A 25,787-nucleotide genomic window follows, 5' to 3' on the forward strand; every position below is an offset into this window, starting at 1 on the left:
TTCACGTTTTAGCCACAACCTTTTCGCTCAATATTGCATCGAGGTTTTGAATGAATGTATCCGCCGGCTTCCAGTGATATACCCCACGATCGGACTGTCCATCCATACCGCGAAGATACAAATAACTCGCCCCACCCAAATGCTGCTTCATGTCATAGTCTTTCATCACGGCTTTCAAATAACGATGTAGGGCCACCAAATATAATGCCGCCTGCAACCAGTAACTAGAATGACTCATACTTTCTCGAATATAGGCATGATTATAATGTGCGGTCTGATCGCCTAAGAAATTACTTTTATAATCGGCAATGTGATAACGCTGACCATCATAATATACCAAGTCAATCGACCCCGTCAGATAGCGTGCTGTAAACACATCATTCAAATCTTGTATCCGTAAATCTGGCTCATTTAGGCTTTCAAATAGCATGCGTATTTTACGTATTGCCAATGCACGATCTGCCATACTTAAATGAAAGTCCATTTCTGAACGATATTCACCATCGTTTAACTGATGCAGGCTAAAACCATCATGCAACGGTGTATGAATGATTTGACTGTACCATGCCTGCATTTCTTCAATCAGTTCAGCTTCGTCTTGTTCAGGGTTCGCCGTTTGCCCAAACTGTTTAATCAAATTTTGCAATATTTGCGGCGAATCAAACTCAACATCACTGTGAAAGCGCGATGCGATGGCTTTGGCCAACTTATCTTCTGGAGTGCTAAATCGAACTTTTTCCATCAACTTGTGCAAGAAACTTCCGGGCTTGGTTCCCTTTGGAAAATGCCGTTTAATCCAGCTAATTTTCTCTGCAGTTTCTGCTTCAATGATTTCAATTTGTTCAACTTCATCGGCAGCACTGTCTTCTGGCTCGGTCATGACCGCTGCCAGTTGGTCACGTTGTATATGTGCCTTATGCGTCGTGCGCGTGAGCGCGGTAAAGCTGGTGGTTTCCCGTGGATAAAAATGGCTGTTGGGAATTTCTGCCGCGTCTAATACAACAGTTTCAACCTGAGTCTGAGTCAAAATTGGTGGTGCTGCACGCAAAACATCAGCATCCACACTTTCTGCATGTTGGAACAGATCAGGTGCGCTTCCACGCCAAAAAGTCAGTCCTGAACGCGCTTCTGCCATTTGTTTCTTTTCGACTTCATGATGACGCAGCACGGCATAGACACGATAACTGGCACGGGTCAACGCCACGTACCACAAACGATGGTGCTCTGCTTCATTGCGTGCTTCATTTTGTTGAATATCATCTTCGGGTAAGTCCGAAGACTTCACGGCAATCACACGTTCTAACCCAAGGCTTTTTTGCTGATTGTCTTTAAGGGAAAAATTCAAATTGCCTTTTTCACTTAAGCCTGCATTTGCTCCCAATAAAAATACACAACCAAACTCTAAGCCTTTAGATGCATGGATCGTCATCAGTTGCACCCCCAATTGCCCAGTCAATTTTCGCTCTTGGGTGCTTTCATTATTGATGCCTAAATTGATTTGGCGAATAAACCATTGATAAAGCTTATGTGCACCTGTGTAATGTTCACTTTGCTGGCTTAATAATTCTGCGATATGGCGTAAATTCACCACTGTGCGTTCATTATCTCGACTTTGCCCAGCCACCAAACGCGTCCACACCTGAAAGACCGTCATGCAGCTATTCCACGCGCTGCGGAATCCTTGCTCATTCCAAATTTGTCGGATCTGTTCGAGTTTTTCGATAATTTCGCTCAGTCCATCTGCCTGCTGTTCGAGTGCGACCAGTTGTTTCAGATCAAAACCCAATAAACGGCTCAGCAGCGCACGTTTCACCTTGGCTTCTTGATAAGGATTTAAAATTGCGGTCAGCAAAGCGGCAACGTCTTGTGCGACGGAACTTTTATAGACGCTGTCCCGTGATGCTTTATAACAAGGAACGCCCAGCTGCAATAAACATTGTTGCACTTGCTCTAAGTCGAAATGGTTTTGCCCCAAGACCGCAATATCGTTTGCTGTCAGTGCTCGCTGGGTATTGTTGTCTTGAAAATATAAATGTCCTTGCTGAGCTTGGTTGAGCAATGACTGAATCTGCCAAGCCACTTGCTCTGCTTCATTCAGCGTTTCATCCAAAGCCAACCAACGCAGCGGTTGTGGATTGACTTGATCATGATCAATCAACGGTGGATGCTCACGCTCACCTGCTTGAATCGGGGTGTATTCAACTTGCTCACCAAAGTCCATTTGCCGATGAAACAAGGCATCCACCACTTCAACCAAGTTTTTGACTGAACGATGGTTTTTGTTCAAGGTATAACAACGCCCACCCTTGGCTTGCATATCATGACGCGCTTTACGATAGGTCAGCATGTCACCGCCACGGAACCCATAAATCGCCTGTTTGGGGTCGCCGACCATAATCATACAGCCCTGATGTAAGCGCTCCTTGACCCGCCAAATGCTAGAAAGCATGTCATCTTGATCTTGGTTGGTGTCTTGAAATTCATCGACTAAAATCAGCGGATATCGTGCTAAAACATGAGCGGCAAAACTATCTTTCCCTGCTGATGAACTTTGCTGCAAGGCTTCCGATAAAGTCCTAATTTGCTGTGAAAAGGTAGTTTCCCCAGCGTGGGACAACACTTGAGGCAAACGCTTTTTAACTTCCTGCGCCAAATAAAAATTTAGATATTGTTCTGCTTGATTGATATGTTCATAAGCGCTGAGCACCGCTCGGAGTTGTTGAACAAAAGCATGTTGATAAAATTCTTTTGAGACATCCGGCTGTTCCTCAACGATTTTGTCTTTAAAGACACGTGGCTTAAATTCAGTTTTATTCGGATCATAAAACAATGAACGAATGGCTTTCATCGTCGGTTGTAACACGTCGGACTGAGTCAAAACCCCTTGGCTACCCGCAGCTTCAAAGTGCTGTAAAAACTCGGGAATGCGTGTGTTAAAGGTGACAAAGAATGCCCCTTTATTAAAACGTCGAGCGTCGACAAGGTTCTTATAATGACTTGCGGCATCAAAACACGCTGCAAGTTCTACACGAGCAGCAGGCAGCATTTGCGCAAGCTGTTGACACATCGCTTCAAAATGCGCCAAAGCATTTTCGGGTAATTCAGGGACGCGTAAATCCACCGATGGGAAGTTTAGACTTTCCTTTACCACGCCCAGATAGTATTCAGGACCTTTCAACTGATGATTCAACATCAAATATTCAATCAAATGCGCAGGCTGCTGCTGAATCCAATCTCTTAATAAATCATGAATAATACGTTCAATATGTAGATCTTCATCTTCACTGATTTGCACCTGTTCAATACGACCACTTTCAAAAGCAAATTCACGTAATAGCTTTTGGCTAAAGCTGTCCAAGGTCCCAACAAACAATTCTTCATATTGTTGTAAAACCACATTCAGCCGATTGTAAGCATAATCTAAATGATGCCCATGATCTTTTAGTATTTGTTGATACAAAGGGTCACTCAAACTTTGCTGAAGTTCGGCCAATTCATCTTGAGATGCCGCTAACAGGCTATAAATAAAGTCACGGGTTTCTTCAATCCGCAGCCGAACTCGCGCTTTGAGTTCCGCTGTAGCCTTACGTGTAAAGGTAGTGGCAATGACCTGATTCGGCATATAACGATCGAGAAAAATCCGCACCATCAGACTGGAAAGCGTATAGGTTTTACCAGTACCCGCAGAAGCTTCAATCCAATGCAGTCCCGTAAAGCTCATGTCTGCAATCGGGTTGGTGGACATATTCATCGTTTGCTGTGGCATATTCATTTTTTCACCTCAGGCTTGATGACATTAAGTTTTTTTAGGCCGTCATCCGACTCGGTATCCATCACATAATATAAACGTTCTGCATAATAACGACAGGACAATGCCAGAAGCTCATCTGCCGCTTGTTGCTGTAAAATAAAGCTCCAATCACGATGGTGGCTATTGGCTTCATTCGACTCCAACTCCACTCCACCAAAACTATGATTTTTCAGCCATTCCTCTTGAAGCTTTGCAAAATTATCAGGCATGAGTTGGCCTGTTTCATTTTCCACCCAAGTGCATTTTTCTTGGCGAATTAAAGCAGCAGGCAGCACCACAGGACGTTTTTGCGCATGTTTCCACATCGCCAGCCATTCACTGAGCTGTAGCTTGGCTTGTGCAGAGCTTAAACCACAACAGACTATGCTTTTATCATTACAAATCACTTCCCGACGATATGCAGCCCCCTCATCACCTAAGTCTAAATAGCTCAACCACAGTAGATATTCGAGCCACGTTTGCGTCTGACGTTTAGGCTTTGCCCCAGATGCCATACAGCTTAACCAATGCATACTCTGACGGTCTTCAGGCACGGTGATGCTCAGTATCAAATGCGGTTCAAGCTGTAAGTTTTGTAAAGTGGTCGCAGTTACACAACGTCCATCTAAACGTGCTAACAATTGTGTCTGCTCTTGCAAACTGAGCTTCCACGTTGCTATTTGGCTATGTCCTACAGGCAGTACATCTTGGAATAATGCTATATCTGGTTCAGTTGGAGTCGTAGAGTTCTGATCCTCAGCTTGATTGACACGAGATGCAGGCTGCACATAATGCTTTTGCAACAAATCACGGACATGGTATTGCTGTAAACGGTCAAGTAATAAAGGCTCTTTCTGTGGTAACTGATCACCGGTATACACACTGGCCACACCAAGCGTTTTCAAATATGCCCGAGCTGGGAATACCACATCTTTAATCCATTCCTGACCATCTAACACCCTTACTTCTTGTGCATCATGCACTGGATAATCAAGGTTAATCCAGGGTTGGCGTTGTCCAGACTGATTTAAAATATGTTCCGCCACAGCAAACCATTGATCTTTATATCGTACGTTTTTCGACTGCTGAAATCCTGTCGGGTCAAATGGCTGCAAAGGATAAATATGATAGAGCGGTTCGAGTTGCTCTGGAATTCGTAATCCATCCAAATCCAACATGGCATCATGTGGCTGATCTAACTGCTGGGGTTGAATCATTCGAGCGAGGAATTGGCTAAACTCATAAATGACAGATGATGGTTCACGACTTTCACCTCCATTGACATCAAAGCCATTATAGAAAATCCATAAGGACTTTCGGGCAAATAACAAGGCATCTAAAAATGCACCTTTATCATCTTCCAAACGTGAGCGATCACCCAATACTGGCTTAAACACATCCATTAAATCAAAAGGTACTTTCTGATCACGACGTGGGAATTTTCCACTATCCATGTTCAACAACACCACCAGTGAAAATGGGACTTGACGGATTTTACCCATGTCTGCAAAGGTCACTGAACCAGTTGGTTCGATCTGATCGACAGAACCATCGATGCCTTGTTGTATCTCCTTGAGCAATAAAGATAGCGGTAAATTAAAGCTATTTGGTAGCGACTCAACTTTTTCACTTTGGGCATTTTTCAGTCGTTGTGTCATTGCACGCATCACACCGCGTATGGTTTCAAATGCTCGACCACTGGCTTCAACAAAAGGTTTTAAATCTGCATCTAGCTGTTGCAACCACGCTTTGACCGTCTGTGCACTGAGGTTCGGATTAAGCCAATCTCGACGCGCACTGATATCTTGATAGATCTGAATTAAGGTTTGCACCAACTCAAAATCACTACTCTGCACCCCTACGAAACTTAAGGTATTCTCAAATACGGCATGCTGTGGAATCGCAATCCCTAACGCCAAACGGTCTAAAGCAAATTTAAAGGTATAACGATAATCTCGGTCTTGCTCAGACAAATAAGCCAACATGTGCTGTTCATCTAAACCACGACGGAAACCGGCTTGAATTAGCAGCTCCATCATACGTTCCATTTGCACATGGTCGAGCTGATACAGTTCTTGCACCGCATTCAAATTCAACCAATCGTGAAAATCTTCGGCGGTAAAACGACCTTGGCTAATTTCAATGCGTCCAACAAAGGCTTTCCATGCATTTTGAATATCTTGACTAACCACTCCTGCAATTTTTACTGGGATATAAGGTAAATCCACAGCACTGCGACCCATGCCTCGAGTCGTCGAAAAGACCGTCCGAATATGCGGTTCCAGTTCTTTTAAATTTGGCACCAATACCAAGATATCACTCGGATGGCGTGGCTCTTGTTCCGAGCCTTCGGCCAACCAATGTACCAACTGCTCACGTAAAACTTCTAACTGACGCAGGCTAGAATGACAGACATGAAATTGAATCGATTCATCTGAACCCGCGAGTGCATATTGATGCTGTTCGGGCTCTTCTAGAGTCATGATGTCATATTGAATTTGAGCGAGCAGCGTTGTCGGCTCAGTATCTGGAAAAATATCTTCCCAGCCTTCGCCACCAGACATATTCACCAATAATGCAAAGTTATCCCGCGCACGTTTGCCTAAACGAGTCAATAATGAATGCTGTGATTCACGAAATTCCGCATTGGTCGTACTCAGATAGGCCTGAATTTGCGCTGTGCTGACATTAGGATTTCGTTCAATATAACGCTGTTGCAATTTTAGGTTATAACGATCTTTCCAAACAGGATCGACCATGTCTGCCCAATACTCACGCGATGGGTTGAAATACAACAAATGTACTTCGGTATACGCCGCCAAACGATACAAAAATTTGAGTTGTGCAGGTGGTAGTTCTAAGGTAGTAAAGACGAAAATCTGTTCAGGTAAACCGTTATAGGTTTGATGACGCTCATCATCGCGTTCATCATCCTCAGCATCCAAATCAAACTGCTGCTGCCGATTTTGCTCAGCATGCGCCAAGGCAAACCAAAATTTATTATCTATTTCCTGACGGTCATTAAAATCTTTTTTGAATACTTGATGCCACAGCCAACGCTGCCATTGCTCTAGTTGTCGAGCCTGCGTCGGTAAATATTCATCAGCTTGTTCAGGTTTCAGACCTGTGAGTTGCATAATATTTAATGGCTGGTTATGACTCCACGCTTTTAGCCAGTCGGTATCGCAATGTGGACAAATCCATTGCTCAACACCTTCATCCGGGGTATGAATACAACTGCCACGAAAGGCCATGTAGTTGGTAAAAAGCCGAGTGACTTGAGCAGCGATCCAGTACAACATTTCTTGGCGCTTTTGCTCACGTTTTTTTTGATCTGAGAGTTGTGCTGTGCTGTCAAAAATACGCTGAACTAAGGGCTGCACGTCTGTCGGAATCTGAGCAGCATCAAACTTATCAGCCGCAATAAAACCGGCTAGAGCATTATAAATACGCCATTGCATAATCAATGGCGGCATGTTGATACCTTTAATTCGCTCACGGTCTTGTTTGTTCGGCAAGGCCCAATCGTAGGCTTTCCACTGCAACCCTAAAATTTTACGATAATGCTTAATATTGGCACTAATACTGATTTTTTCAGCAACTTGTTTTTCTAACCATGCTGCAATGGCTTGATCGGGTACCACGATATGCCGTTCTTGCAAGACAGATAATGCATTAGTCGACTGATTTGATTTCAATTTTTTGATTAGACAATCCACCAAAACTTCGATTCTTTGACTCTGAATTACATGTATTGCCATGGATTACCTTTACAGCCTGAATGACCAACTACTACAAAACAACAATGATTATTTACTATACATCTTGGGCTGTCTATGCGACTTTGACAAGAGAATAGATTGCAAAAAATGCTTTTAAACAAGTATCTTAATGATACTTTATGAGAAAAAAACCAATCCAGTATTAAGGGTATTTGCTTATGAAAATTGATAACATTCCTGATTCCATCGACCCTAACTTAAATCTGGACATTATTCGCGCTGAATGCTTAGAGCTCGTTAAAAAACGTGCTTATTTTTCAGCAGGTGCAGCCATTATTCCTGTGCCATTTTTGGATGTGGTGATTGATGTCGGAATTTTGTCACAGCTCATTCCAGAAATTAATGCGCGTTTTGGTTTAGCGCCAGATCAAATTAGTGTGTATGATCCAAAAACCAAACAAATTCATTGGACTGAACTGCGTAAACGTGGTGTCGAATTTTCTGGTTTAGTGGTTGCACGAACCGCGATGAAAAAATCGCTAAATAACATTGCAGCAAAATATATTACCAAACAAGTCACTAAATTTATTCCATTAGGTGGACAATTGGTGGCAGCCAGTTTGGGTTATATTGTGATGAAAAAAGTCGCTGAAACCCATGTAGAAGAAAGCTACCAATTGGCGAAACGTATTCAACAGAAATTTCCGAACCAACCTGTCCCAACACCTAACAATGGTTAACGAAACGATGTATAGCGCATCAACAAGATTTAAGAATCAAAGTGATTTAAACCATAGATCTAAAGATTAAGTAAATCTGAAAATGAGCGAGTTTTGAAAATGAAGAAAAAAGCCACGAATTGCGTGGCTTTTTTCATAAAATCAATCTGCTTTCAACTGCGCTAAAATCGTTTTTAGCACTTGTAAACGAGCACTATGCTTATCATTGGTCGCAATCACATGCCACGGCGCATATTCTGTATTCGTGCGTTGCAACATATCTGCAGCAGCTTTGAGATAGTCATCCCAACGGTCACGATTCCGCCAGTCATCTGGAGTAATTTTAAACCGTTTATGTGCGGTTTCTTCGCGGGCTTTAAACCGCGCAGCTTGCTCATCCTTATCTATGGCTAACCAGAACTTGATGACAACCGTTTGAGTGTTATATAGGTCCTTTTCAAAGCGATTAATTTCATCGTATGCCCTCTGCCATTCAACGGTATTAGCAAATCCTTCAATCCGCTCAACCAAAACACGACCATACCAACTGCGATCAAAAATCGTGATTTTCTCTTCAGGGACAATTTTATTCCAAAAGCGCCATAAGTAAGGACGGCGTAGTTCATATTTTTCAGGTGCTGCTATGGTATGAATTTCATATTCGCGTGGGTCTAACTTTTTAACAATACGTTTAATTGCTCCGCCTTTCCCTGCGGCATCCATCCCTTCAAACACGATCACCACGTTGCGTGAATCAAAACGTAAAGCTTCAGCCACCTTACGGCTTAATTTTTTTAATTCTTTTTTATAATCGGCTTCATCAGCGACTGCTGTACTTGGCTCCAATAAAGCCTGTGGTGTTTTGGCTTGTTTCCAACGCCCTACCGCTTTAGTTTCATGTGTTGGACAATGTTTTAAAGTGCGTAAAATATACTGTGCAAATTGCTGATCACGGACTTGCTCATCTTCACAGTCGATAATGATCCAGTCATGACTAAAACGCTGACGTAAACGTTGCAAGTTGTCATATTGTTTTTTATTGCGCCAATCTAAACCATGCAATTTATGCCAACGCGCTTCACTCGGGTCCATTTCATCCAAACGTTTTTGTAAAGATTTCCAAGATAAATCGAACCAGACCTTAATCACATCGACATGATTATTTTTTAGGTCTCGTTCATAAGCCCGCATGTTCTCGACATATTCATCAAATAAGGTTTCATCCAAAGGCTTCGACACATGCATGGCGGTACTGAGCAAATCACTATACCAGTTTCCAAACATCACCATAATTTGCCCTTCGGCAGGAATAAACCGTGCATAAGACTGCCAAAAGGTTTGTTTTGGATTAAATATGATCGGGGCATCCGCTTTCACCCTTAAGTAACGTGGATCGACCCATTCGCGGAGCTGTTTGACGGCCTCGCCCTTACCCGCAAGCTCGATTCCACTGACTAAAATCAACACGCTTTTGGCATTAGGCTGACGGCTGGTATTTTTCAGTTGATATTGCGCTTCAATTAGCTCAACCGAGAGTTGTTCTTCATCCATCAATTGAAATTCTGTTTCTTTTAAGCTCATGGCGGACCCTTGGTTTTATTCTGTTTTGAGTATAACCATGCCGTTCATCACACAACAATGCTTTCATGTATATGCTGAAATGCAAAATATGACCATTTCTGCAACAAACTGACTCAGATTAACCTGTAATTTCGTCACTTTGTCATAGCCCTAAGCTACAACACCCACTAAGATTCAAACATCTAAAAAATAATTGAGACACTCAATGTCCAAACTTGCAGTATTAGATGATTTACTTGAACTGTATTACCAGTTGAACTACCACAAAAAGCCAGAAATTTTACAGCGTTTACAAGATGTCCAGCAGTGGCAAAAACAGCGTATGCAACGCACACATGCCATACAATTTGCTGAAAAACACAATGTGCTGATGTCTGAATATTTTATTAATCGTTTATATGGCGGTCCTGATTTTGATGCATTAGCAGCACAAATTGCTCGTCTCACGCGCTATGCACACAAAGCTGAAAAATTGATTCCAGACAATGCTATAAAGACTGGTACTTCGGGCGTACAACTTGCGATATTGGCCGTACAGCTTGATGAACAAGTGGCCATGCAATTATTAGAAGATTATCCATCCAATCTGACCCTAACCGATGAAATGATGCGCCAGACTTATCTTAAGCTTGATCAGGGCAAGGACCGTATGTTACAGCTGCAACTATTGGACGATTTAGGTCGTAATCTAGATAAATATATGCGCTCATTTATGGTCTATACCGCCTTTAAGATGTGCAAAGGTGCAGCAATAAAATATAACTTCGAAGTGATGTATGACTTTATGCAAGATGGCTTTCTCGCAATGAAACCACTTAAGTCAGCAGAAAAATTTGTGCGTGAATTTACCACTGTAGAACGTCAAATCATTGATCGTGTACATGCTGGAGACCCGAACCCGTTTCAGCCTGCGGCCTAACAAAATTATCATCCCCATTCAGCCCTTATTTGATATAAAACAAACAGGGCGCTCAAAGCTGAATTCAGATTTTTTATAGGGGTTTTGCAAAGCAATTACAGCAGCCCCTTATTTTTTCTGTATATTATTCACAACAAATGCAAATGACTGCTGTATAACAGCAGAGAATCTGTCATCATGCTTGCAAAGCAACATTAACCCTATTTATAAGTTAGGAGTGACTCTAATGTCTAACGAGAATCAAACGCCTGCCCCTACACCTGAGTCGGCACAAAATACAGACAAAGCGAGTCCATTCTTAACTGAACCTTTACCACAAGGGACAGCGCAAGGTCAGCAACAATCTTTAGAACAACGTCTGGCCGACACACCTGTGACAGGTTCAGTACCCAAATATAATCTGCCACGTGGCGCGAACACAGGTAATGTTGGGCCAACTACACACTTTGGTTATCAGACCGTGAGCAGCGAAGACAAAGCGCAAAAAGTCGCGGAAGTTTTCCACTCAGTGGCTGCGAAATACGACATCATGAATGATTTAATGTCATTTGGTATTCACCGTCTATGGAAACGTTTTGCCATTAACATGTCAGGTGTTCGTCGCGGTCAGCACGTACTGGATATTGCAGGCGGTACAGGTGACCTTGCTAAAGTGTTCAGTCGTGAAGTTGGTCCGACAGGTCATGTGGTGCTTTCAGACATTAACGAATCGATGCTCAATGTCGGTCGTGACCGCCTAATTGATGCTGGTTGTACCAATGTCGATTTCGTTTTGGCCAATGCTGAAACTTTAGAACCTTTTGCAGACAACAGTTTTGACCTATTAACCATTTCATTTGGTCTACGTAACGTGACTGACAAAGATGCTGCTCTTGCTGCAATGTACCGCGTTCTTAAGCCAGGTGGTCGTTTACTGATTTTAGAATTCTCTAAACCGGTATTTGAACCATTCTCAAAACTGTATGACTTATACTCATTCACTGCATTACCAATTATGGGCAAAATCGTAGCAAATGACTCTGAAAGTTATAAATACCTTGCAGAATCAATTCGTATGCACCCAGACCAACGTACTCTTAAAGGTATGATGGAAAATGCAGGCTTCCAAAACTGTGATTATCACAACTTAACGGGTGGTATCGTAGCCGTACATCGTGGTTTCAAACTTTAATACTGCAGGCTGAACTATGTGGTCGATTCTCGCACTTGGTGCAGTTGAACGCTTAATTCATCATTTCATTGATCTGGATGCTATTACTCGCATCCAACTGAATGAATTGCAAGGCAAAATGCTTCGTGTGGTGATCGATTCACCACAGTTGTCGGTGGATGTGTTTTTTGACAATCAGAAAGTTCGCTTAGAACCGACGCCAACAGGACACTCTGAAACCGCATCTATCTTTGAGCAACGCCCTTTCGAGCAGCAGTCAAGTACGACCGAAGCAACGGCGACCTTGCATGTCAAAACGGTCGTCGAGCTCCTTAAACTGCTGTTGGCTGAAGATGTCGGCAATATCCCATTGCAAGGTGATTATCATTTATTGCAGGATATCCAACGCATTATGCAGCAAGCTGAGCCCGATTTAGCTTCGCATTTAAGCCCTTGGATAGGTCCAAGCCTTGCGCATGAAATTGGTAAGTTGCAACTTGCACCCAAATATCTCAAACGTACTTTACAAAGCCATTTGTTCTTTGCTGAAGACGCGTTAAAAGAAGATTCTGGCTTGTTTGCCCCACGTTGGCAGATGGATGACCTGAATCAAGACACACGAATTTTGAATCAAAATCTGGACCGTGCAGAAGCAAAAATTCAGCAACTGCATAGCCAAATTGACTCATTACAAGACAACACTTAAGACTAGGTAATTGCACATATGATTCCGCACGTTTCACGTTTACTCGACCTTTGGCGCATCGCTGCGCACTATAGACTCGACACGTTGTTTCCTGCGGAAGAATTACCGGAAAAAGCCCGTCATATTCTTTCTCTCATTCGTATGCACCCTGCGGCATGGTCAAGCCGCGAGCGTAAAAATCCGCTCAAGCTCAAAGAAGCCATGGAAGAGATGGGCCCGCTGGCCATTAAAATGGGGCAATTACTGTCTACCCGTCGTGACTTGATTCCACCTGAAGTTTTACAGCAATTGGTACTACTACAAGACCGTGTAAAACCTTTTTCGAATGACGTTGCCAAAATGCGTATTCAGGAATCACTCAAAGCGGATGTGAATACCTTATTTGCACGCTTTGACGAGCAGCCTTTAGCAGCAGCATCTATTGCACAAGTGCATACTGCTGCCCTGCATGATGGCCGTGAAGTCGTGGTAAAAGTGACTCGCCCAAATATTCGCAATCAAATTCTGGAAGATTTTGAAATATTAGAGTGGCTTGGTCAGTTCCTTGAAAAACGTCTAGAAGCCGCTCGTGCCCTGCATTTATCTGAAATTATTCAGGACTACCGTCAAATTATTCTCAATGAATTGGATTTGACTTTAGAAGCGGATAACACCCGTCGTATGCGTCATTACTTCACCGGTTCAAGCATGATGTACGTGCCTGAAGTCTACATGGACAGCCGTGATGTAATGGTCGAAGAACGTATTACCGGTGTGCCTATTTCAGATATTGCGACCTTTGATCGTTTGGGTATGGATCGTAAAGATTTAGCCGAAAAAGGGCTCACCATTTTCTTTACCCAAGTGTTCCGCGATAACTTCTTCCATGCAGACATGCATCCGGGGAATGTCTTCGTCGAAACCATCAATCCTAGCAATCCACGCTTTATTGCCTTGGACTGCGCGATTATGGGTGAGCTTTCAAAGCACGACCAAATGACCGTTGCACGCATGTTGCTTGCAGTGATGAACAGCGACTTTATGCAGCTGATTCAAATCGTGCATCAAGCGGGTTGGATTCCACCGGGTACAGATCAAGATGCCTTAGCACGTGAAATGCGTCGCACTGTTGGACCAATGGTCTCTAAACCAATGCATGAATTGGACTTCGCCGGCATTCTGATTCAAGTGATGGATATTGCGCGTCGTTTCCATTTAGAGATTCCGCCACAACTGATGTTGCTGCTCAAAACCTTGGTCCATGTCGAAGGTTTAGGAACGGATCTCTATCCTGAATTGGATATTTGGAGTTTAGCAAAACCAATCCTCACCGATTGGATTAAAGCGCAAATGAATCCGCAGAAAAACTTAAAAGAACTCGGACAAAAAATTCCAGACTTACTTTTAGGTGCGCAAGATTTACCAACGCTGATGATCGACAGTCTGAATGGTTTAAAAAATCAGTCGGCTTGGCATGCTAAACAACTCAATGAACTGCAAAGCATGCGCTTGCAAATGGAACATCAGCAAAAGCGTAGTTGGGTCTTTGGCAGTGTTATGGCCATCTTCCTCTCCATTGCGATAATTGCGCCATGGTACGTTTCCATCGTATTAATTGCACTTTCAAGCTTACTTGCCATTTGGCGTGTGTTTAAATAATCTTTGTATTTAAACAATATGTTGTATCCATAGCCCCTTTAAGCCCTTTGACAATAAAGGGCTTAAAGCTATAAAAACAAAAAATTAAATAAGGCTGAACGCCATGTCATACAGTTCTTTAGGGGTACTGTATGGTCGAAATCCACTCAGAGCTTGTGCAACGGCCTTGCTGTATAGTTTTTCGACCCTGCTCGATGTGTTGGTTCAATTAAATATGCACATGCCTTTTCTAAACTGGCAACCGACAGCCAACACCACCCTGTATCGGATGCAACATAGCGCTGCATTTTGGTGGATCATTCTCTTTAATGCACTTCCCTGTTTATTCCTACTTTGTTTGCGACAGCAAAAACTGATAGCCGGGTTAAATTATTGGTTATTAGCTGGGGCCATGGTTTTTATCATTAATCTATTTGCTTGGGCGGTCTTTCCAATGGCGACATGGGCAATCGTCTGCCTCAGTTTGTTTCAATTGCATCGGCATAATGAACAATTATTACAGCATTCCTGAGTGATACCCTGATATGACTGAGAAGTCATTTGTCGTAAGTTTCAGCCATTGGGTCTGTGCAAAAACGCACTAGAATAATTCTACGACTGTATTTTAAGCGACTGCCATGACTCAAATTTTGCAAAAAAAACCGCCTGCGCTCAATATCCGTGCTGGCCATTTAGCCCGCCAACTGATTGAACAAGAAGGTTTAAACGCTGCTCAAGTAGATATCCTGCCCGGTGCTGCTGGTGGCCCGAAAGGCATTGGTATTCAAGGTTTAGATCAGGCGATTTTTGCTGACTTTTTGCCACGTGCGCAACAAAAGCGTACTTTAATTGGTTCATCGATTGGCAGTTGGCGCTTTGCCAGTATTGCTGCTTGGGGAGCTATCGAAGGCACGAAACGCCTCTCTGAGCTGTATACCAATCTGAGCTTTCATAAAAAGATGAGTCGTCAAGAAGTCAGCGAAGTGTGTCGTGGCATGCTGATCGATTTGATTCAAGGTCAAGAAGCTGCACTGGTTAATCATCCTGATTATCACCTCACTGTGCTTTCAGTCAAAGCTCAGCATATTTTCCAAAGTGATAAAGCCCTGCCGCTGTTAGCCTCTGTCGCAGGGATCGTGGGCACGACAGCGCTTGCACGTAAACACAGTCGTTATTTCATGCAGCGTGTGATTAGTCAGCCTGTGTCAGGTCATCAATTTACTGTGGCAGATGATGGCTTTACCACGCATTATCATGCATTGACTCAAAATAGTGTCATGCCGTGGCTTATGGCATCTGCATCTATTCCTGGTGTTATGGCCGCGATCCGTGATATCCCTGATGCACCACAAGGCAGTTACCGCGATGGCGGCCTAATCGACTATCATATTGACCTGCCATTCCAAAGTCAGGGCATCGTGCTGTATCCGCATTTCACAGATAGCATCACCCCCGGTTGGTTTGATAAATTATTTAAACGTCAGGCTAATCCAGACAATCAAGCGCGTACCTTGTTACTATCACCTTCACAAGAATACCTTGCAAGCTTGCCGCTTGGCCGACTGCCTGACCGTAAAGACTTTACCCTCAAAGGCTTAGACAACCAACAACGGATTAAAATGTGGAACCAATGTGTGGCTGAAAGTCAGCGTATGGGCGATGAGTTTTTGGAAATGGTTGAGAAGCAACACTTTCCAGCAGTCATGCAAGCACTCTAAGCGTTACAGTAATCTCTTGCGAGGGACGCTATAATCCTATTTCAGAATTTTGAGCTTATTTAGTATAGATTTATGCGGATATTTTTAACTGTTTTGCAGTATGCCTGCATCGCTTTTGCACTTTTCCTTGTTTATCAAGTGTCAACTGCCTTGATCAGCGGCCAATACGATTTAATGGAAGTGGTGGCAGATGTCGGTACCATTTTAATTTGTATCGATTTGGCGGTGTTTTTATTTACCAGTAATGCAAAACAAGGCATTAGCATCGAAGACTATGCGAAACAATTGGAACAAAAGCCGTCAAAATTGGTATATGTCACCCGTAAATTGGGACATTTCGGTATTTTGCTGATCATTACCAGTTGGATTGTACCGATGATTCGCTAATGTATTTTAGTTCAATAAAAAGGATCATCATGTGTTCATGATGATCCTTTTTTATGTCATCGGATTTTATTTATCCGAAGAAATTAACCCGTCCAGTTTTTACATCATACACTGCACCAACAATCGCCACTTTACCTTCTTGCACCAACTGCTGTAGCACTTCACTATTTTGCAAAATATAGCGGATGTTGTAATGCACATTCATTTGCGTCACTTGCTCTAAAAATGCCGGACTCAGCGTTTGTGGTTGCATCAATTCGGCAACACGCGATACAGACTCATTGAGTGGCCCCAGCACATATTGAATATGTGGCATACGCGTCAGGCTCTGAATCGATTGACCAGCTAAATGCAACTGACAAGCACTGCTAACCGCACCACAGTCCGTATGACCAAGCACCACGATCACTTTGGCGCCTTTGGCTTCGCAGGCAAATTCTAATGAACCCAAAACTTTTTGCCCCGCGACATTCCCCGCTATACGTAAACTAAATAAATCGCCAATTCCAACATCAAAGATCATTTCAGTCGGCGCACGAGAATCCATACAACCTAACACTGCCGCAATCGGATGCTGTCCTTCTTCTGCGGTCACCCGCAGTTGACGATAGATATCTCGTTGCAAACGCTCATTTTGTACAAACCGCTCATTGCCGGCTTTAAGCAAAGCGAGCACGGCCTCCGGAGTCAAACGTTGCTGTAAAGCTGCGGTACTGATATCTATATCTAATGCCGCCTCCTGCGCATCGGCATAGTGTGCCTTGAAACCAATCAACTGCACTTGCACTTTACGCTGCACAGCCTTTTCCTGTTGGTACTCTTGAATGAGTTGGAAAATATCAGCATCCATATCACTCACATGTGTGGCATCAATCACCACTTGTTCGCCGCGATGGATATGTTCCAATGCAGATATTAATGCCGAACGGTTGAGAAAACTGACTTGTGAAGGCAATTCAATCCGTGTAATCACCCCATGTAAATGATGCTCTTTATACACCTTCAGTCCCTTATTAAAATTGGCATATAAAATAAAGGCCGCACTACTGGCTAAACCAATCAAGATTCCGAGCAATAAGTCTGTGAATAAAATCGCCAGTAAGGTAATGATAAAAGGAATAAATTGTTTCCAACCTTTTAAATACAACTGTTTAAACAATTTGGGATGTGTCAGTTTAAACCCAGTGAGGATTAAAATTGCGGCTAATGCTGAAAGCGGAATCATGTTCATCAAAGGCACTAAACATAGTACGGCAAACAAGAGCAATACGCCATGAAAGATGGCAGAACATTTACTTTTAGCTCCAGCACTGGCATTGACAGAACTACGAACAATTACTGACGTTAGCGGCATCCCGCCTATAGCACCCGAAACGACATTGCCGATGCCTTGCGCCCATAACTCTCGGTTGGGGGGTGAAGAGCGCTTATGCGGATCCAATTTATCTGCTGCTTCTAAATTCAATAGAGTTTCTAATGACGCCACAACCGCCAAAGTGATAGCGCCCGTATAAATCAGAGGATTATTTAATGCGGTCCAATCCGGAAAGATCATCACATTTTGTGGCTGATCCCAAAGGTTAGGAAGTTGGATGAGATTTGATGGATGAACTGCAAAAGACGAGCCACTAAGCACCAGCACGGCATTACATAGTGCAGCGAGGACTACAGCAACCAAGGCTGAAGGCAAAACCCATTTTTTGCATGGGCTCTGCTCCCAAAGCAACATCAGTACAAGGCTACCGATACCGATCAAAATGGCACCCACATCCCATTGCAAATTGAGCGGCTGTGACTGCCACAACACTGACCATGAAAATTGGTTCAAGCCAAACAGATAAGGCATTTGACTCCCAATCAAGATCAGCCCAATGGCTGCCAATAAACCCAATATGACATTGTTCGGAATAAAGTTGGCAAAGAAACCGAGCCTAAATATGCCAAATCCAATCTGTAAGATACCGGCAAAAACAATACACAATAAAAAGGCGGCATAGTTGCCGCCCAGTAATTCAAGCTGTACCAAAATGACTGCTGTTAAACCTGCTGCTGGCCCTGCAACACTGATATGTGAGCCACTCAGTGCCCCAACTAAAATACCACCGACAATGCCGGCAATAATGCCAGAGAGAATCGGTGCGCCAGAAGCCAATGCAATGCCTAGACATAGTGGTAAAGCCACGAGAAATACCACTGTTCCAGATAAAAAGTCGTGAATATGAAATCGATGTCGTTGAATTTTAGATGTCATCATTTTACCGTTTATAATAAATATCAAATAATTAGATGTAAGTATGTAAAGCCTAAAGTTTGTGACCACTTTATGGCGTGACTTATATTGTCTGACAATCGAACGATTCTATAGTGTGTTTTGATACGTGATTTGTGTGATTTTTACACTTTATTGCGAAGTTTAAGATTCAGCTCATTTATCTTTGATAGGTCGTAAAAGAAAATAAAAAAAACCTCCCAAATGGGAGGTTTTTTTAACAGTTCAAGATTACTTCGAACCTTTAATCCCTGCTTGTAATAACAACGCACCTAAACCACCAATTTTATTTTCTTGTGGTTTCGCTGCTTGAGGTTTTTTATGACCTTGTGGGCGGTCGCCTTGCGGACGAGCATGCTGTGGACGTTTCGCATGTGGCTTACGCTCACCACGTTGTTCTTGCTGCGCATTGTCACGACGTGGTTGACGTTGTGGTTTCGCTGCAGCAGCACCTTCTGCACGCATAGACAAGTTGACACGGTTACGTTCAACATCGACATTCAAGACACGAACTTGAACAATTTGACCTGGTTTCACGACTTTGTGCGGATCTGCAACAAATTCATTTGCAAGTTCAGAAATATGCACTAAACCGTCTTGGTGAACACCTACATCAACAAATGCACCGAAGTTGGTTACATTCGTAACCACACCTTCAAGCTGTAAACCTTCAGTCAACTGCGCCACTTCTGTGATGTCTTCACGGAATTTAGCCGTGCGGAACTCTGGACGTGGGTCACGGCCTGGTTTTTCAAGTTCAGATAAAACGTCTTGAATTGTCGGTAGACCAAATTGGTCATTCACAAATTCTTCGGCGTTTACTTGGCGAATAATTTCAGTATTACCAATAATATCTTTGACTGTGGTTGCTTTCGCTGCCACAATTTTTTCTACTAAACCATAAGATTCAGGGTGAACAGCAGAAGCATCAAGTGGCTCAGACCCATCTTGAATACGCAAGAAGCCTGCTGCTTGTTCAAAGGTCCGCTCGCCTAAACGAGGAACTTTTTTCAAACTTTGGCGGTTGTCAAAACGACCATTTTCTTTACGGAAATCCACAATTTGTTGTGCAATTGATTTATTCAAACCCGCGATATAACCCAAGATTGCAGATGATGCTGTGTTCACATCTACACCAACTGAGTTCACGCAGTCTTCAACTACTGCTTCTAGTGTTTTTGCTAAACCGGTTTGGTTCACGTCATGTTGGTATTGACCTACACCAATCGATTTCGGATCAATTTTAACAAGCTCCGCCAATGGATCTTGTAAACGACGAGCAATCGACACTGCACCGCGAATAGATACATCTAGCTCTGGCAATTCTTGAGATGCCAATTCAGATGCTGAATAAACAGATGCACCCGCTTCAGAGACAGACACACGAATCAAATTCAAATCCGTATTCGCAGCCATCATTTCGGCCACAACCGCTTCAGTTTCACGGCTTGCAGTACCATTACCAATCGCAATTAATTCAACATTGAATTCGCGGCAAAGGCGCGCAAGTTCAGCAACTGAACCAGCTTTATCTTCTTTCGGGGCAAACGGGTAAATAGTACTGTGTGCAAGTACATCACCTGATGCATTGACAACAGCCAATTTCACACCCGTACGGATACCAGGGTCAACACCCAGAGTGGTACGCGCGCCTGCTGGTGCAGAAAGTAATAAATGACGTAGGTTTTCAGCAAATACATCCATCGCTTCAGCTTCGGCAGCCAAACGTTTTTCAGTCAATAATGAATGCTCAATAGCAGGACGTACTTTGCCCAACCAGAACAGTTTTGCTGTTTGTTTTAAGAAATCTGCACGCGCTTGTGGCTGAGCTGTTTCTATATTATATTCAGTTTCAATACGTGCCAATGGTGCATCATCTTCACCATCGACTTTTAAACCCAAGACATTTTCTTGACGGCCACGGAGCATCGCCAGTAAACGGTGTGAAGGGACTTTGTTTAAGCTTTCAGAGAAATCAAAGTAATCACGGAATTTTTTACCGACTTCCTTTTTCTCATCACTTGCAACTAAACTTTTCAACACTGCAGTTTTCGCAAATGTCGCTTTTAGCTCAGTGGTTAATGCAATATTTTGTGCCCAGTCATCAATTAAAATGTGTTGAATCGCGTCTAATTGGCTTTCAACATCAGCATAATCTTCATGACTAAAACCAGCTAAAGCTTCGGTTGGATCAACCGCTTCATTAAAGATTTTTTCAGCGATTGGGCCTAAACCCGCTTCTTTGGCTTTAAATGATTTACTGGTACGTTTTGGACGGTACGGCGCGTAAATCTCTTCTAAAGCATTTTTCGTTTCTGCTGCATTCACGCGAGCAAGTAAGTCATCAGATAACTTGTTTTGTTCTTTTAGAGATTCGATTACCTTCTCACGGCGCTCAAATAAATCACGCAGGTAAGTCAGACGTGTATCAAGCTGACGTAATTGAGTATCGTCCAGACCTTGCGTCACTTCTTTACGGTAACGTGCGATAAATGGAACACTGGCACCTTCATCAATGAGCTTGATGGCAGCTTCAATTTGATTTGGACGTACGGCAATTTCTTTTGCCAACTGCTGAACTAAGTCAGTCATCGTATTAGATCCCTGCAAGGATAAGTTCTAAAAGCCATGATTATAAAGACCAAGACCATAAAATCCACAATTGTTTTTATAAATTTATTCGTGGTTTTTAATGCCAGTTCATCTCAAATACACATTTTTTTACGAAACTGACTATGAAACAGCAAATTAGCGAGACTTAGATAAGCAAACTGATTCGAACAACATGTATACATTTGGTATCTATGTCTTGATTTTAACTGCAATATTTGTTGCTTTAGAGCATAGTAAATTTATATAAATGAATCGTATACTCAAGTGAAATCGACTTTTTGTTTACGATGACAATAAAGAATAAGGAGCACGTCATGAGTTTAGTTGTACCTGCTGAAAAAACAGATGCCGTACAAGCCGAAACCGACCGAGTCGAACGCATTCTAGTTGTCGATGATGATGTGCGTCTACGCACCCTCTTACAACGCTTCCTAGAAGATAAAGGTTTTGTGGTCAAAACCGCACATGATGCGACTCAGATGGATCGTCTGTTGCAGCGGGAACTCTTTTCCCTGATTGTGCTCGACTTTATGTTGCCTGTTGAAGATGGCTTGAGTATTTGCCGCCGTCTGCGCCAATCTAGCATCGATACCCCGATCATTATGCTGACCGCTCGTGGTAGCGATTCAGACCGTATTGCAGGACTTGAAGCCGGTGCAGATGACTATTTACCAAAACCATTTAACCCGAATGAGCTATTAGCTCGTATTCGTGCGGTCCTACGTCGCCAAGTGCGTGAAGTTCCGGGCGCACCAAGCCAACAAATGGAAGTGGTGTCTTTTGGTCCTTGGTCACTCGACCTGTCTACTCGTACATTAACCCGTGAAGGTCAAGTCGTCACATTAACAACGGGTGAATTTGCCGTACTCAAAGCATTAGTTCAACACCCACGTGAACCACTGACACGCGACAAGTTAATGAATCTTGCTCGTGGTCGTGAATGGGGCGCGATGGAACGTTCAATTGACGTTCAGGTTTCTCGCCTGCGTCGTTTGGTTGAAGAAAACCCAGCACGTGCGCGCTATATTCAAACCGTTTGGGGCGTAGGTTATGTCTTTGTTCCAGATGGTGCTGAATAAGCCATAAAATAAGACCTGAGAATCGAGTCACCGTACCTCATGTCCGGAAATACCATTCGCTGCTGTCTGAGCCACTTGAAATTGAATGAATAAAAGTAATGTGCGCGAGTTCAGCGAATGGCAAAAATTTTGGTTACTTTTTTAAAAAGTAACATAACGAACTCCTCCCGAAGAACGTTCCAGCAGTAAGATTCCATCGCAAAGAATAAAAACTGCCTTTCAAAAAATTTGCTTAAAGGATTCTGCGTGAAACTCGAACCCATCGACCCACAGGAATTTACCGACTACGTTACCTACTCCGAAAAAAAACGGACACCTTGGGAACGCTTCCTCGATAAAATCAAACCCCGCTCTGCAGCCATGCGGACCACCGTATTGGTCTTATTTGTGGTGTTTTTTAGCCTGTTTATGTCCTTATGGTTCTTTTGGCGCACACTCTATTTACCCGAAATTCAACAACATGCTCGTTACCTCGCGGTCGAGCTTGAAATCATTAACAATCCAGATTTACGGATATTTCATAACAATGCCGAAGTAGATGTCGACGACTGGATGCGCAATCGCGTCGGGATCGAATATGTGACCGATCCGAAAGAATTCCCCAATGTCAAAGACAAAGTCATTGCAGAGTTCTTTACCAATCAAATTGAAAAGAAACTGGCCAAAGAAATGCGCATTGATAATGCGACCGTGTATTTCCAATTTAAACCTGACCCACGCATCTGGATTCAAACTCCAGAAATGAATGGCAACTGGGTTCGCGAGCCTTTAAAAACCTATGCCAACTATAGCGCAGAGCTGATTTTAGGCTGGTTATTGGGTATTCCGCTGATTGCTGGCATCATTATCTTAACCTTGGTTCGTCAGCTCAACCGTCCACTAAAACGTTTACAAGATGCGGCAAACAACTATAGTAAACAAGGCACTGCTCCTTATTTAGAAACCAACCATGGGCCACAAGAAATCCGTGAAGTAAACCAAGCCTTTAACCACATGGTCTACACGCTGGAACAAACTGAACGTGATCGTCGCATCATGTTGGCCGGTATTTCCCACGATTTGCGTACTCCGCTGACCCGTATTCGACTCAGCGCAGAAATGATGCCTGATGATGACTTCCTAAAAGAAGGTCTGATTTACGATGTTGAAGATATGGATGCGATTCTGAATCAGTTCATTTCGTATATGCGAGATGGCTCTGATGAAGTTCCGCAAGATACTGATTTAAATGCGCTATTGCAGGAATTAGTGATTCAATTTAAACCTTTAGATATTCGCTTTGAACCTCAAGACTTACCGATTATTCAAGCACGTAGCCTGTCCTTAAAACGACTAATAGGCAACTTAATCAATAACTCAAAACGCTATGGTGCCGAGCCGATTGAACTGTCTACCGAATATGAAGGTGACCATATTCAAATTCGCGTTGCCGATAATGGCGAAGGGATTCCTGAAGACCAAATTGAAGACCTGATGCAACCTTTTGTACGTGGTAATGATGCACGTACCATTCAAGGCAGTGGACTCGGTTTAGCCATTGTAAAACGTATTGTGGATATTCACGAAGGTCAACTTTCAATTCACAATCGAGCAGAAGGTGGACTCGAAGCGATCATTTCTTTACCACTGCAAAAACTCGAAAATGATGAAATATTAAACAACAGCCCATTGGAAAAAATTAAGCAAAGTTTAACTGAACGCTTTTAACAAGCGTTCAAAAAAGCAACGAACAGTTTTGTTCAATCCTTAATCATTGGTATTTTTAACTTTATTATTCATCAACTTAGAAATCATAATAAAATCTTATACCCACATTTTTTCAAAAAATTAGACCTTAGCCTAACAGGGATGCAAAATGGCTTTTTTGATCGGTACAATCCGTATCAGTTTTGAGAATTTCACGAGAGTATATGATGTCTTTAGATCGCATCCGTTTAGCTGCCCTTCACGACAAAGTTATCAGCGCAGAAAAAGCTGCTGAATTCATTCAGGATGGTATGACGGTAGGTATGAGTGGTTTCACACGCGCAGGTGAAGCGAAAGCTGTACCTTTAGCGTTGGTTCAACAGGCTCATGCTAATCCTCTTAAAATCACCCTAATTACTGGCGCGAGCTTGGGTAACGATTTGGACAAAAAATTGACTGAAGCAGGTGTTCTTGCTCGTCGTTTACCGTTCCAAGTAGACAATACATTACGTAAAGCGATCAACAAAGGCGAAGTAATGTTCATCGATCAGCATTTGTCTGAAACAGTTGAACAAATGCGTAACCTTCAGCTTAAAAAGCCTGATGTAGCAATTATTGAAGCTGTTGCGATCACTGAAGATGGTGGCATCATCCCTACAACTTCTGTAGGTAACTCTGCAAGCTTCGCAATTTTTGCTGAAAAAGTGATTGTTGAAATCAACACCAACTTAAGCCCAGCATTTGAAGGCTTACACGATATTTATATCCCAACATATCGTCCAACACGTCAAGCTATTCCATTGACTCATGTTGACGAACGTATTGGTACACATGCAATCAACATCGATCCTTCAAAAATCGTAGGTATCGTATTTAACAACGAATTGCATGACTCTCCATCTACAGTTACTGCCCCTGATGATGAAACTCAAGGTATTGCAAACCACCTTATCGCTTTCTTTGAAAAAGAAGTCGCTGAAGGTCGTTTACCGAAAAACCTAGGTCCATTACAAGCAGGTATTGGTTCAATTGCAAACGCAGTATTGACTGGTCTTAAAGATTCAAACTTTGAAGACTTGATCATGTACTCTGAAGTACTTCAAGACTGTACATTTGAATTGATCGACGCAGGCAAAATGAAATTTGCTTCAGGTTCTTCTATTACGCTTTCTGCGAAATATGGCGAAAAAGTATTTAATAACCTTGAACAATACAAAGACAAACTTGTATTACGTCCACAAGAAATTTCTAACCACCCAGAACTTGTACGTCGTTTAGGTATTATCGGTATCAACACAGCACTTGAGTTTGACATTTACGGTAATGTGAACTCAACTCACGTTTGCGGTACAAAAATGATGAACGGTATTGGTGGTTCAGGTGACTTCGCACGTAATGCGCACTTGGCGATCTTCGTGACTAAATCAATTGCAAAAGGTGGCGACATTTCTTCTGTTGTTCCATTTGCTTCTCACGTTGACCATGCAGAACACGACGTTGACATCTTGGTAACTGAACAAGGTCTTGCTGACTTACGTGGTCTTGCTCCACGTGAACGTGCTCGTGCTGTAATCGACAACTGTGCACACCCAAGCTACCGTGCAGCATTAAACGATTACTTCGACCGTGCTTGTGCGAAAGGTGGTCAAACACCTCACCTTCTACGTGAAGCATTGTCTTGGCACATCAACTTCGAAGAGAACGGCCATATGTTAGCTGCTCAACCTGAAGTGAAAACGGCTTAATTGACAGTGAAATAAAAAACGCTCTTCGGAGCGTTTTTTTATGGCTTTTATTTTTCAATATGACTTATCAAGTCTGCAAAACTCGA

General features: G+C 42.8%; 16 protein-coding genes. 11 read left to right on the forward strand and 5 right to left on the reverse strand.

All coding sequences use genetic code 11. The annotated features are described in order from the left end of the window. Position 1: 1 nt before the first annotated feature. Together FTU62_RS00840 and FTU62_RS00845 are read right to left on the reverse strand one after the other, a co-directional pair. Positions 2 to 3,772, reverse strand: a complete 3,771-nt coding sequence (locus tag FTU62_RS00840) for a UvrD-helicase domain-containing protein (protein ID WP_257223020.1) — start codon at positions 3,770 to 3,772, stop codon at positions 2 to 4. Next, positions 3,769 to 7,551, reverse strand: a complete 3,783-nt coding sequence (locus FTU62_RS00845) for an exodeoxyribonuclease V subunit gamma (protein ID WP_180101508.1) — start codon at positions 7,549 to 7,551, stop codon at positions 3,769 to 3,771. The genes FTU62_RS00840 and FTU62_RS00845 overlap by 4 nt, the downstream gene beginning before the upstream one ends. A 179-nt stretch (positions 7,552 to 7,730) precedes the next feature. On the opposite strand from FTU62_RS00845, the gene FTU62_RS00850 reads away from it, so the two are divergent. Further along, positions 7,731 to 8,252 carry a hypothetical protein gene (locus FTU62_RS00850; RefSeq protein WP_180024754.1) on the forward strand — a complete coding sequence of 174 codons (522 nt, stop codon included), beginning with the start codon at positions 7,731 to 7,733 and terminating at the stop codon, positions 8,250 to 8,252. Between the two features lie 141 nt (positions 8,253 to 8,393). Here the strand turns inward: FTU62_RS00850 and FTU62_RS00855 are convergent, their stop codons facing one another. Continuing rightward, positions 8,394 to 9,812: a phosphate--AMP phosphotransferase gene (locus FTU62_RS00855; RefSeq protein ID WP_078192821.1), complete on the reverse strand. Its 1,419-nt coding sequence runs from the start codon at positions 9,810 to 9,812 to the stop codon at positions 8,394 to 8,396. A gap of 205 nt (positions 9,813 to 10,017) precedes the next feature. On the opposite strand from FTU62_RS00855, the gene FTU62_RS00860 reads away from it, so the two are divergent. From FTU62_RS00860 to FTU62_RS00890, 7 genes are all read left to right on the forward strand, one after another. After that, positions 10,018 to 10,731, forward strand: a complete 714-nt coding sequence (locus FTU62_RS00860) for a hypothetical protein (protein ID WP_111885630.1) — start codon at positions 10,018 to 10,020, stop codon at positions 10,729 to 10,731. A 226-nt stretch (positions 10,732 to 10,957) separates the two neighbouring features. Further along, positions 10,958 to 11,902 carry a bifunctional demethylmenaquinone methyltransferase/2-methoxy-6-polyprenyl-1,4-benzoquinol methylase UbiE gene (ubiE, locus tag FTU62_RS00865; protein WP_180035008.1) on the forward strand — a complete coding sequence of 315 codons (945 nt, stop codon included), beginning with the start codon at positions 10,958 to 10,960 and terminating at the stop codon, positions 11,900 to 11,902. A gap of 16 nt (positions 11,903 to 11,918) precedes the next feature. Continuing rightward, on the forward strand, positions 11,919 to 12,587 hold the full coding sequence (locus tag FTU62_RS00870; protein ID WP_180035009.1) for an SCP2 domain-containing protein: 669 nt from the start codon (positions 11,919 to 11,921) through the stop codon (positions 12,585 to 12,587). Positions 12,588 to 12,605: 18 nt separating this feature from the next. Continuing rightward, entirely contained in the window at positions 12,606 to 14,225 is a 1,620-nt protein-coding gene (locus FTU62_RS00875; RefSeq protein WP_111885633.1) for an AarF/ABC1/UbiB kinase family protein, read from the forward strand. Between the two features lie 103 nt (positions 14,226 to 14,328). Then, a complete protein-coding gene (locus FTU62_RS00880; RefSeq protein WP_180101510.1) occupies positions 14,329 to 14,736 on the forward strand; it encodes a hypothetical protein in 408 nt (135 codons plus the stop codon). A gap of 106 nt (positions 14,737 to 14,842) precedes the next feature. Next, complete coding sequence (locus FTU62_RS00885) at positions 14,843 to 15,922, forward strand: patatin-like phospholipase family protein (RefSeq protein ID WP_180101512.1); 1,080 nt, start codon at positions 14,843 to 14,845, stop codon at positions 15,920 to 15,922. A 72-nt stretch (positions 15,923 to 15,994) separates the two neighbouring features. Continuing rightward, a complete protein-coding gene (locus FTU62_RS00890; RefSeq protein WP_078189807.1) occupies positions 15,995 to 16,309 on the forward strand; it encodes a hypothetical protein in 315 nt (104 codons plus the stop codon). Positions 16,310 to 16,379: 70 nt separating this feature from the next. On the opposite strand, the gene FTU62_RS00895 is transcribed toward FTU62_RS00890, so the two are convergent. Both FTU62_RS00895 and FTU62_RS00900 read right to left on the reverse strand, forming a co-directional pair. Further along, complete coding sequence (locus FTU62_RS00895; RefSeq protein WP_180101726.1) at positions 16,380 to 18,560, reverse strand: SulP family inorganic anion transporter; 2,181 nt, start codon at positions 18,558 to 18,560, stop codon at positions 16,380 to 16,382. Positions 18,561 to 18,809: 249 nt separating this feature from the next. Next, positions 18,810 to 21,170 (reverse strand): Tex family protein, encoded by a 2,361-nt coding sequence (locus tag FTU62_RS00900; RefSeq protein WP_180101514.1) that lies wholly within the window; start codon positions 21,168 to 21,170, stop codon positions 18,810 to 18,812. Positions 21,171 to 21,505: 335 nt separating this feature from the next. On the opposite strand from FTU62_RS00900, the gene ompR reads away from it, so the two are divergent. From ompR to FTU62_RS00915, 3 genes are all read left to right on the forward strand, one after another. Further along, on the forward strand, positions 21,506 to 22,270 hold the full coding sequence (ompR, locus tag FTU62_RS00905; RefSeq protein ID WP_078189809.1) for a two-component system response regulator OmpR: 765 nt from the start codon (positions 21,506 to 21,508) through the stop codon (positions 22,268 to 22,270). A gap of 246 nt (positions 22,271 to 22,516) precedes the next feature. Next, on the forward strand, positions 22,517 to 23,977 hold the full coding sequence (locus FTU62_RS00910) for an ATP-binding protein (RefSeq protein ID WP_180024744.1): 1,461 nt from the start codon (positions 22,517 to 22,519) through the stop codon (positions 23,975 to 23,977). A gap of 206 nt (positions 23,978 to 24,183) precedes the next feature. Beyond that, positions 24,184 to 25,701: an acetyl-CoA hydrolase/transferase family protein gene (locus FTU62_RS00915; protein WP_078192882.1), complete on the forward strand. Its 1,518-nt coding sequence runs from the start codon at positions 24,184 to 24,186 to the stop codon at positions 25,699 to 25,701. Positions 25,702 to 25,787: the final 86 nt, after the last annotated feature.

Source organism: Acinetobacter sp. YH12126, assembly GCF_013418745.1.
In the GTDB taxonomy this organism is placed as follows: Bacteria; Pseudomonadota; Gammaproteobacteria; order Pseudomonadales; family Moraxellaceae; genus Acinetobacter; species Acinetobacter amyesii.

Bases quoted from the DNA above. Each gene is read 5' to 3' on its own strand.
- FTU62_RS00900 (WP_180101514.1), bottom strand. From the start codon at position 21,170: ATGACTGACTTAGTTCAGCAGTTGGCAAAAGAAATTGCCGTACGTCCA.
- FTU62_RS00915 (WP_078192882.1), top strand. From the start codon at position 24,184: ATGTCTTTAGATCGCATCCGTTTAGCTGCCCTTCACGACAAAGTTATC.
- FTU62_RS00845 (WP_180101508.1), bottom strand. From the start codon at position 7,551: ATGGCAATACATGTAATTCAGAGTCAAAGAATCGAAGTTTTGGTGGAT.
- FTU62_RS00895 (WP_180101726.1), bottom strand. From the start codon at position 18,560: ATGACATCTAAAATTCAACGACATCGATTTCATATTCACGACTTTTTA.
- FTU62_RS00890 (WP_078189807.1), top strand. From the start codon at position 15,995: ATGCGGATATTTTTAACTGTTTTGCAGTATGCCTGCATCGCTTTTGCA.
- ompR (WP_078189809.1), top strand. From the start codon at position 21,506: ATGAGTTTAGTTGTACCTGCTGAAAAAACAGATGCCGTACAAGCCGAA.
- FTU62_RS00855 (WP_078192821.1), bottom strand. From the start codon at position 9,812: ATGAGCTTAAAAGAAACAGAATTTCAATTGATGGATGAAGAACAACTC.
- FTU62_RS00840 (WP_257223020.1), bottom strand. From the start codon at position 3,772: ATGAATATGCCACAGCAAACGATGAATATGTCCACCAACCCGATTGCA.
- FTU62_RS00875 (WP_111885633.1), top strand. From the start codon at position 12,606: ATGATTCCGCACGTTTCACGTTTACTCGACCTTTGGCGCATCGCTGCG.
- ubiE (WP_180035008.1), top strand. From the start codon at position 10,958: ATGTCTAACGAGAATCAAACGCCTGCCCCTACACCTGAGTCGGCACAA.
- FTU62_RS00880 (WP_180101510.1), top strand. From the start codon at position 14,329: ATGTCATACAGTTCTTTAGGGGTACTGTATGGTCGAAATCCACTCAGA.
- FTU62_RS00850 (WP_180024754.1), top strand. From the start codon at position 7,731: ATGAAAATTGATAACATTCCTGATTCCATCGACCCTAACTTAAATCTG.
- FTU62_RS00860 (WP_111885630.1), top strand. From the start codon at position 10,018: ATGTCCAAACTTGCAGTATTAGATGATTTACTTGAACTGTATTACCAG.
- FTU62_RS00885 (WP_180101512.1), top strand. From the start codon at position 14,843: ATGACTCAAATTTTGCAAAAAAAACCGCCTGCGCTCAATATCCGTGCT.
- FTU62_RS00870 (WP_180035009.1), top strand. From the start codon at position 11,919: ATGTGGTCGATTCTCGCACTTGGTGCAGTTGAACGCTTAATTCATCAT.